Below are 9852 nucleotides of genomic sequence, written 5' to 3'. Positions count from 1 at the left end.
GGTTACATTCCGAACCCGGAAGCTAAGCCTTTCAGCGCCGATGGTACTGCAGGGGGGACCCTGTGGGAGAGTAGGACGCCGCCGAACAATTATTCAAAAGGTCGGATCCTGAACTTCGGTTCAGGATCCGACCTTTTTTTGTTTCGCGTAACGTGTCGTTCACCCTGCGCACCGAGCATCCCTTGCATGGGAACCTCCGCAATGCTCAGGGCGGCCGGTGTCGGAGCCGGTGACGAGGTCGTCGTACCGGCCTTCGGGAACGTCGAGATCGCCGAGGCAGTGACCCTGGCCGGCGCGCTCCCCGTGTTCGCCGACATAGACCCCGTGACCTACTGCCTGGACCCCGCGGCGGTGGCGGCGGCCGTAACGTCCCGCACCGCGGCCGTCGTTGTCGTCCACCGGTTCGGCCGGCGGGCCGACACCAAGCGGCTGCACGCCCTCGGGCAGCGGCACGAGCTGCTGGTCCTGGAACAGGGCGAGTCCGAGGTGCCGTACGACGAGACCGCTCAACGGCGGCAGCGGGCCGCATACTTGGACGCCAAGCTGAAGGGCGTGCGGACCCCGGACGGCGGGGACGGGCACACCTACCAGCAGTACGTGGTGCGGGTGCCGGGCAACGGCCGGCCGGACCGGGACGCCTTCGCACGCGCCCTGCGCGCCAAGGGAATCGACTGCCGGGTGCCGGTGAAGACACCCGTGCACCGGCTGCCGGAGTTCCGCCGGTGCGTATCCCTGCCGCAGACCGAACGGGCCGCCGACGAGACGCTCGCGCTGCCCGTCGACGCCTCCCTGACCAAGCGGGAGATGCAGCGCGTCGCCGCGGCCTGCAACGCCCTCGGCGGACTGCTCCAACCCGCCTTCTGACCGGCTCCCGAACGAATTTGGGAAGTCGGGCTGGTTCGGGGTACAGTTTCTTTGTCGCCGCGAGGGAAACCTCGAAAACGACAAGCCCCTATAGCTCAGTCGGCAGAGCGTCTCCATGGTAAGGAGAAGGTCAACGGTTCGATTCCGTTTGGGGGCTCGACAAAAGAAAGACCCCACCCTTTCGGGTGGGGTCTTTTTCGTGTTCCGGGGCGGCCGCAAACCGCCCCGGCTCAGCCCTCGTTGGGGTCCAGGCCCGGAACCCGCATCGCCAGAATGGCCATGTCGTCGGACGGAGCGTCGGACGCGAAGCGCTCCACCGCGCGCATGATGCGCGCCGCGACCGCGCCCGCCGTCAGACCCGTACAGGTGGTGAGGACCTCGGCGAGGCCGTCGTCGCCCAGCATGCGGGAACCCTCGCGGCGCTCGGTGACGCCGTCCGTGACACAGAGCAGCACATCGCCGGCGTCCAGGGTGACCGTTTCCTCGTACAGCTCCAGGTCCTCGATGACGCCCAGGAGGGGCTGCGGTTCGGCGGCCGGGGTGACCGTGCCGTCCTGGCGCAGGCGCAGCGGCAGCGGATGGCCGGCGCAGACCACCTTCAGCTCGGCGCTGCCGTCCGGCTGGGGCCGCAGCTCGCCGTAAAGGAGCGTCAGGAAGCGGCTGCGGTCGCCCTCGTCGAGAATGGCCGAGTTCAGCCGTTCCAGGACGGCGGGGCCGCTGAGGCCCTCGCGGGCCAGCAGGCGCAGGGCGTGCCGGGCGAGGCCGGTGACCGCCGCCGCGTTGGGTCCCGTACCGCAGACGTCCCCGATGGCGAAGCCGTAGGCGCCGTCCCCGATGGGGAAGAGGTCGTAGAAGTCGCCGCCCACCTCGTTGCCCTCGCCGGCCGCGCGGTAGATGACCTCCACCTCGACGCCGTCGATGTGCGGGGTGCCGGGCGGCAGCAGGCTGCGCTGGAGGGCCTGGCTGATGGCCGTGCGCTCCGAGTACAGGCGGGCGTTGTCCAGGGCGAGCGCGGCCCGGCGGGACAGGTCCTCGGCCAGCTCCAGGATCTCCTGGCGGAAGTGTTCGTCGGTGGGCTTGCCGAGGACCAGCATGCCGATGACGCGGTTGCGGGCGACGAGCGGCAGGACGACCGTTTCGCCACCGACCGCGGAAGCCGTGGCGAGGGTCGGACCGATGCCTGCGGTGATCCTGTGCGTGGGCCCCGCGGCCAGCCCCAGGGAGCGCATGGAGGTGCGCAGGGCGGCCTGGTGGGCGATCTCGCCCGGAATCGTCCACACGCGGGCGCCGGGCGTGGGTACCGGGTCGGGCGGGGTGACCTTCGACAGCAACGACTTGATGCCGTCGATGAGTTCCTCGTCCTCGTGCAGCACGTACGACAGGTACGGGTCCGAGGCCTGGTCGGCGATGGTGTAGACGGCGCACCAGGTGGCCAGGGTGGGGACCGTCATCTGGGCCATGAGGGCCAGCGTCTGGTCGCGGTCGAGGGTACCGGCCAGCAGGTCGGAGGCTTCGACCAGGAAGCTCAGGGAGCCGCGCCGCAGCCGTTCCAGCTCGCCGAGGCGCGCCGATTCCACGGCCAGGGCGATGCGGTCGGCGGCGAACTGGAGGCGCAGCGCCTCCTCGTTGGAGAACCTGCCCGGTGCCTCGGCCGCGACGCCGAGGGAGCCGGTGAGGCGGCCCTCGACCTTGAGCGGCACGGTGACGACCGAGCGCATGCCGGTGCCGCCGAGCAGGGGGACGGCGCCGGGGACGGCACTGAGGTCGTCGTGGACGGCGGGCATGCGCGCGGAGCCGTAGCGGCCGGGGCCGGCTTCCACGGGGACGCGGGCGAAGCGCTGGCGGGCGGAGGGCAGCCCGGTGGAGGCGCGGACCTCCAGCTCGGTCTCGTCGTCGGTGGCCAGCAGCAGGAACGCGGAGTCGCCGTCGAGCATGTCGCGGGCGCGTTCCACGGTGCGCTGGAGCAGGCCGTCGAGGTCGTCGGGGGCGGGGGAGCCGATGAAGACCTCGAAGGGGTCGGTGCTCTGGCCGTCCTGCGCGGAGCCCTGGTCGCCGGCCGGGACACGGGCGGGTGTCTGGAGCACGGCGCGTTCCTGGTCGCGCACCAGCAGGCACACGGTGGAGGGCTCGCCGCCGTTGTCCCGGACCCGCAGGTGGGAGGCGTACACCTGGACGACGCGGCCATCGGCGCCGCGGATGCCGTAGCTGCCCTCCCAGCGGGAGAGCTGGAGAGCCTCGGCGATGCCGGTGCTGGTGCCCGGTGTGTGCGGCCAGGCGGCGAGTTCGGTCAGCGGCCGGCCGACGGCCTGGGCGGCCGGGTGGCCGAAGAGGTCCTCCGCGTCCTCGTTCCACGAGGCGATGGCGCCCTTGCGGTCGATCTGGAGAACGGCGACGCGGACCCGGCCGTCGGTCACCGGCAGCAGGTCGGCGGGGAGTGCGGGACCTGCGGTGCGGGTGCCTACGGCGCGCTCGGGCAGGTTGAGCTGGAACCAGACGTGCTTGTGGGTCGGCGTGTAGTCGACGCCCCAGCGGGTGGCCAGGGCGGCGCAGAGCTGGAGGCCGCGGCCGCCCTCGCGGTCGGGGCTGGCCATGGGGCTGGCGGAGTTCTGGAGCGGGACTTCGCGCTCCGGGTAGTGGTCGGAGACCTCGACGCGCACCCCGTCCTCGGTGCGCAGGCAGAGCACCTCCGCGTGGGTGCCGGCGTGCACGACCGCGTTGGTCACCAGTTCGCTCGTGAGGACGACGGCGTCGTCGACGATGTCGGCGAAGCCCCACCCCTGGAGGGTGTCGCGGACGAAGGACCGGGCGGTCGCCACGGATCGTCCGACGGGCTCGAAACTGGCGGCCGCGCGCGCGGTGATCACAGAACTCCTCGGCCGGTTGTCGACGGGCAGGGCGGACGGGCCGGCCGGCTCGACCCGCTGCTGCGGCATGGTCGCGTCGGTCGGCTGCGGCTCCGGGGGCGGTCCCCCCGGGATCAGTCCGGTGGTCATGGTCTGCGGCCGCCCCTCCGATGCCCGCTCGTACTGGTGCCACCGCCCAGGCCGGACGGGACCGGTGCGGCTGGACAGCCGGATGCAAGGTTACTTACCTTCGCCGTCCGAGCGGGTGCCGGTCGCCGGTGTTTACCCCCCAGGGTGTGCGGACGATGTGCGAAGCTGCCGAACTGTTATGGCCTGGTTCAGGCAGGGTGAAACACTGGGCAAGCTTCTGACGGAGGTCCGGTCGTGCCGCGTGTGTTCCGTGAACGGCGGGCAGCAGACCCTGGTGTGGCCGGATCTCGTCTGGCAGACATACGCAGCAGTAACCGGTACGCGGACGTGACCGGTATGCCGGGGACCGGCGTGCCGTACGGAAGCGTCCCGCCAGGGCAGTAAGGGTCGAATCCCCGGGAGGGACACAGTGGAGTCTGGCGCAGCGACGCGTGGCACGAAGACGCGCGCGAAGGGCGGACCGTCCCTGGGCAGGAGTGGCGGCACCACCGAGGTGGACACGGCTGCCCTGAACCGGCTGCTGGCGGCCCTTGTGTCGATGCGTGACGGCAATTTCCGCAAGCGGCTGACGGTCTCCGGGGACGGGGTGATGTCGGAGATCGCGGCGGTCTTCAACGAGGTGGCCGACCGCAATCTGCACCTGACCGGCGAGCTGTCGCGGGTACGGCGCATGGTGGGCCGTGAGGGAAAACTCACGGAACGGCTGGAGACGGGGGCCTGCGAGGGCTCCTGGGCGACGGCGATCGACCACTCCAACGCGCTGGTGGACGATCTCGTACGACCGGTCTCCGAGGTCGGCCGGGTGCTCACCGCGGTCGCGGAGGGCGATCTGTCGCCGCGCATGGAGCTGCGGACGCAGGCGCCGGACGGCGGTACCGGGCATCCGCTGCGGGGTGAGTTCCTGAAGGTCGGCCGTACCGTCAACAACCTGGTCGACCAGTTGTCGACGTTCACCGACGAGGTCACGCGGGTGGCCAGCGAGGTCGGCACCGAGGGCAAGCTCGGCGGTCAGGCACGGGTGCGCGGCATGTCGGGTTCCTGGAAGGACCTGACGGAGTCCGTCAACACGATGGCGGACCGGCTCACGGCGCAGGTTCGGGACATCGCCCTGGTGACGACGGCGGTCGCCAAGGGTGATCTGTCGCGCAAGGTGACCGTGCATGTCGCGGGCGAGATGCTGGAGCTGAAGAACACCGTCAACACGATGGTGGACCAGCTTTCGGCCTTCTCCTCGGAGGTCACGCGGGTGGCCCGCGAGGTGGGCACCGAGGGCATTCTCGGCGGTCGCGCGCAGGTGCCCGAGGTGGCCGGCGTCTGGAAGGAGCTGACCGACTCCGTCAACACGATGGCGGGCAACCTGACCGCCCAGGTGCGGGGGATCTCCCAGGTCACCACTGCGGTGGCGAACGGTGACCTGTCCCAGAAGGTGACCGTCCAGGCGCGCGGCGAGGTGGCGCAGCTCGCCCAGACGATCAACCAGATGACCGAGACGCTGCGGATCTTCGCGGACGAGGTCACGCGCGTGGCCAACGAGGTCGGCGCGGAGGGCCGCCTCGGCGGTCAGGCGAACGTGCCGGGCGCGGCCGGTACCTGGAAGGACCTGACGGACTCCGTCAACACGGTGTTCCGGAACCTGACGACCCAGGTGCGGGACATCGCCGCCGTGACGACCGCGGTGGCCAACGGTGATCTGTCGCAGAAGGTCACGGTGGACGTGGCCGGCGAGATGCTGGAGTTGAAGAACACCGTCAACGGGATGGTGGACCAGCTGTCGTCCTTCGGTGCCGAGGTGACGCGGGTCGCGCGGGAGATCGGCGTCGAGGGCGAGCTGGGCGGCCAGGCGCAGGTGCCGGGCGCGGCGGGGACGTGGAAGGACCTGACCGACTCGGTCAACACCGCGTTCCGAAACCTCACCGGCCAGGTGCGCAACATCGCCCAGGTGACGACGGCGGTGGCCAACGGAGATCTGTCGCAGAAGGTCACCGTGGACGTCTCCGGCGAGATGCTCAAGCTGAAGAACACCGTGAACACCATGGTGGACCAGCTGTCGAGCTTCGCCGACCAGGTCACGCGGATGGCGCGGGACGTGGGTACGGAGGGCCGCCTCGGCGGTCAGGCCAGGGTGGACGGTGTGTCGGGCACCTGGAAGGAGCTGACGGACTCCGTCAACTTCATGGCCGGAAACCTCACGTCCCAGGTGCGCAATATCGCCCAGGTGACGACGGCGGTGGCCAACGGCGATCTGTCGCAGAAGATCGACGTGGACGCGCGGGGCGAGATCCTGGAGCTGAAGAACACGATCAACACCATGGTCGATCAGCTGTCCGCGTTCGCCGACCAGGTGACGCGGGTGGCGCGCGAGGTGGGCACGGAGGGCCGGCTCGGCGGTCAGGCGCAGGTGCCCGGTGTCGCCGGTGTGTGGCGGGACCTGACGGACTCGGTGAACGGCATGGCCGGGAACCTGACGGCCCAGGTGCGCAACATCGCGCAGGTCGCCACCGCGGTGGCGGGCGGTGACCTCTCCCAGAAGATCACCGTGGACGCGCGCGGGGAGATCCTGGAGCTGAAGAACACCCTGAACACGATGGTGGACCAGCTGTCGTCGTTCGCCCAGGAGGTCACCAGGGTGGCCCGTGAGGTGGGCACGGAGGGCATCCTGGGCGGTCAGGCCGAGGTGCAGGGGGTCTCCGGCACCTGGAAGGACCTCACGCAGTCGGTGAACTTCATGGCGAACAACCTGACGATCCAGGTGCGCAACATCGCCGAGGTCACGACCGCGGTCGCCAAGGGCGACCTGTCGAAGAAGATCACGGTGGACGCCAAGGGCGAGATCCTGGAGCTGGTCACGACCGTCAACACCATGGTCGTACAGCTGTCGTCGTTCGCCGAGCAGGTGACGCGGGTGGCCCGCGAGGTGGGGACCGAGGGCATGCTCGGCGGCCAGGCGCACGTGCCGGGTGTCACGGGCATCTGGAAGGACCTGAGCGACAACGTCAACCTGATGGCCAACAACCTGACCATGCAGGTGCGCAACATCTCGCAGGTGGCCTCGGCGGTCGCCAACGGTGACCTGACGCGACAGGTGACGATCGAGGCGAGCGGTGAGGTCGCGCAGCTCGCCGACACCATCAACACGATGGTCAAGACGCTGAGTTCGTTCGCCGACCAGGTCACCAAGGTGGCCCGTGAGGTGGGCACGGACGGCATCCTGGGCGGTCAGGCGCATGTGCCGGGCGTGGCGGGCACCTGGAAGGACCTCACCGAGTCGGTGAACCAGATGGCGTCCAACCTGACCGGTCAGGTGCGCAACATCGCGATGGTCACCACGGCGATCGCCAAGGGCGACCTGACCAAGAAGATCGACATCGATGCCCGCGGCGAGATCCTGGAGCTGAAGACGACGATCAACACGATGGTCGACCAGCTGTCCAGCTTCGCCGAGGAGGTCACGCGAGTGGCCCGCGAGGTGGGCACCGAGGGCCAGTTGGGCGGTCAGGCGCGGGTGCGCGACGTGGACGGCACCTGGCGGGACCTGACGGAGTCGGTGAACGAGATGGCCGGGAACCTGACCCGGCAGGTGCGCGCCATCGCGCGGGTGGCGACCGCGGTGACCCGCGGCGACCTGAACCTGAAGATCGACGTCGACGCGTCCGGCGAGATCCAGGAACTCCAGGACTACATCAACAAGATGATCGCGAATCTGCGGGACACCACGATCGCCAACAAGGAGCAGGACTGGCTCAAGGGCAACCTGGCCCGCATCTCCGCGCTCATGCAGGGCCGCCGCGACCTCCAGGACGTGGCCTCGCTGATCATGAGCGAGCTGACGCCGGTGGTCTCCGCGCAGCACGGCGCGTTCTTCCTGGCCATGCCGCTCATGGAGGGCAAGGACGCCGGTGACGGCAAGGACGCCTACGAGCTGCGGATGCTGGGCTCGTACGGCTACTCCATGGGCTCCATGCCGACGTCGTTCCGGCCGGGCGAGGCGCTGGTCGGTACGGCGGCCCAGGAGAGGCGCACCATCCTGGTCTCGGACGCGCCGAACGGATATCTGAAGATCTCCTCCGGGCTCGGCGAGGCACCGCCCGCCCAGGTGATCGTGTTGCCGGTGCTGTTCGAGGACACCGTGCTCGGCGTGATCGAACTGGCCTCCTTCACGCCGTTCACGCAGATCCAGAAGGACTTCCTCAACCAGATCGCCGAGGTGATCGCGACCAGCGTCAACACCATCTCGGTCAACACCAAGACCGAGCAGCTCCTGAAGCAGTCGCAGGAGCTGACCGAGCAACTGCGCGAGCGCTCGGCGGAGCTGGAGAGCCGGCAGCAGGCGCTCCAGAACTCCAACGCCGAACTGGAGGAGAAGGCGGAGCTGCTGGCCCGGCAGAACCGGGACATCGAGGTGAAGAACACCGAGATCGAGGAGGCGCGGCAGGTCCTCGAGGAGCGTGCCGAGCAGCTCGCGGTGTCGATGCGCTACAAGAGCGAGTTCCTGGCCAACATGTCGCACGAGCTGCGTACGCCGCTGAACTCGCTGCTGATCCTGGCCAAGCTGCTCGCCGACAACGCCGAGGGCAACCTCTCGCCCAAGCAGGTCGAGTTCGCCGAGACCATCCACGGCGCGGGATCCGATCTGCTCCAGCTGATCAACGACATCCTGGACCTCGCGAAGGTCGAGGCGGGCAAGATGGACGTCTCGCCGACCAGGATCGCGCTCGTCCAGCTCGTGGACTACGTGGAGGCGACCTTCCGGCCGCTGACCGCGGAGAAGGGCCTGGACCTGTCGGTGCGGGTCTCCCCGGAGCTGCCGGCGACCCTGCACACCGACGAGCAGCGGCTGCTCCAGGTGCTGCGCAATCTGCTGTCCAACGCGGTGAAGTTCACCGACTCCGGGTCGGTCGAACTGGTCATCCGGCCCGCGGGCGCGGGTGTGCCGCAAAACATCCGGGAGCAGTTGCTGGAGGCCGGGTCGCTCACCGATCCGGACGGCGAGCTGATCGCGTTCTCCGTGACGGACACCGGCATCGGCATCGCGGCCAGCAAGATGCGGGTGATCTTCGAGGCGTTCAAGCAGGCGGACGGCACTACCAGCCGCAAGTACGGCGGCACCGGTCTCGGTCTGTCGATCTCGCGGGAGATCGCGCAGCTGCTCGGCGGTGAGATCCACGCGCAGAGCGAACCGGGCCGCGGCTCCACGTTCACGCTGTACCTGCCGCTGTACCCGAGCGAGCTGCCGCCGCAGGGCTACCAGCAGTCGGTGGCCCCGCTGGAGGCCGGCGACCTGACGGCATCCGAGGCGGAGCAGTCCTCGCAGCTGTCCGCCTCCGAGATCGAGACGCCGGCCGAGGTCAAGTCGTACCTGGAGATGCAGAACGGCCCCGCGGCCCTCTTCCGGCGGCGCAGGCGGAGCCTGCCGCAGGGGGAGCAGCGGGACGGGCAGCGGTCGGCGGCGCCCGAGCAGGACGGCGAGCCGCAGTCCGCGCGGGGGGTGCGTTTCGGCGGCCAGAAGGTGCTGATCGTCGACGACGACATCCGCAATGTCTTCGCGCTCACCAGTGTCCTGGAGCAGCACGGCCTGTCGGTGCTGTACGCCGAGAACGGCCGCGAGGGCATCGAGGTCCTGGAGCAGCACGACGACGCGGCGGTCGTCCTGATGGACATCATGATGCCCGAGATGGACGGCTATGCCACGACCACGGCGATCCGCAGGATGCCGCAGTTCGCCGGGCTGCCGATCATCGCCCTGACCGCGAAGGCGATGAAGGGCGACCGGGAGAAGGCCATCGAGGCAGGCGCGTCCGACTACGTGACCAAGCCGGTCGATCCGGACCATCTGCTGGGCGTGCTCCAGCACTGGATGGGGGGGAAGTGACGGGATCGGCCGACCACCCTGTGAACAGCCGGGGAACCCCTGGCCCGTGTGCGGAGTTGTCCGCTTAAGGTGACTGGAGACGTATGGGAACGTGGGGTTCCGGGAACCATCGGGGTTCCTCCCGCG

3 protein-coding genes, 1 tRNA gene and 1 rRNA gene are annotated in these 9852 nt (G+C 69.5%); 4 read left to right on the top strand and 1 reads right to left on the bottom strand.

The window, feature by feature from the left end:
• The 3 genes from rrf to ACZ7EC_RS21710 all read left to right on the top strand — a co-directional run.
• Positions 1–87, top strand: a 5S ribosomal RNA gene (gene rrf / locus ACZ7EC_RS21720); the annotation flags it as partial.
• Positions 88–201: 114 nt separating this feature from the next.
• Positions 202–864: a DegT/DnrJ/EryC1/StrS family aminotransferase gene (locus tag ACZ7EC_RS21715; RefSeq protein WP_471064812.1), complete on the top strand. Its 663-nt coding sequence runs from the start codon at positions 202–204 to the stop codon at positions 862–864.
• 84 nt (positions 865–948) lie between these two features.
• Positions 949–1021, top strand: a tRNA-Thr gene (locus ACZ7EC_RS21710).
• A gap of 73 nt (positions 1022–1094) precedes the next feature.
• Here the strand turns inward: ACZ7EC_RS21710 and ACZ7EC_RS21705 are convergent.
• Positions 1095–3857, bottom strand: coding sequence for a SpoIIE family protein phosphatase (locus ACZ7EC_RS21705; protein ID WP_471064792.1), 2763 nt, complete (start codon positions 3855–3857; stop codon positions 1095–1097).
• A 409-nt stretch (positions 3858–4266) separates the two neighbouring features.
• Here ACZ7EC_RS21705 and ACZ7EC_RS21700 point away from each other — a divergent pair, with 409 nt between their 5' ends.
• Complete coding sequence (locus tag ACZ7EC_RS21700; RefSeq protein WP_471064790.1) at positions 4267–9726, top strand: HAMP domain-containing protein; 5460 nt, start codon at positions 4267–4269, stop codon at positions 9724–9726.
• Positions 9727–9852 lie beyond the last annotated feature (126 nt).

The organism is Streptomyces sp. NPDC037203, assembly GCF_055605065.1.
Note: the sequence above shows the minus strand (reverse complement) of the source record. Positions and strands in the feature narration are given on the sequence as shown.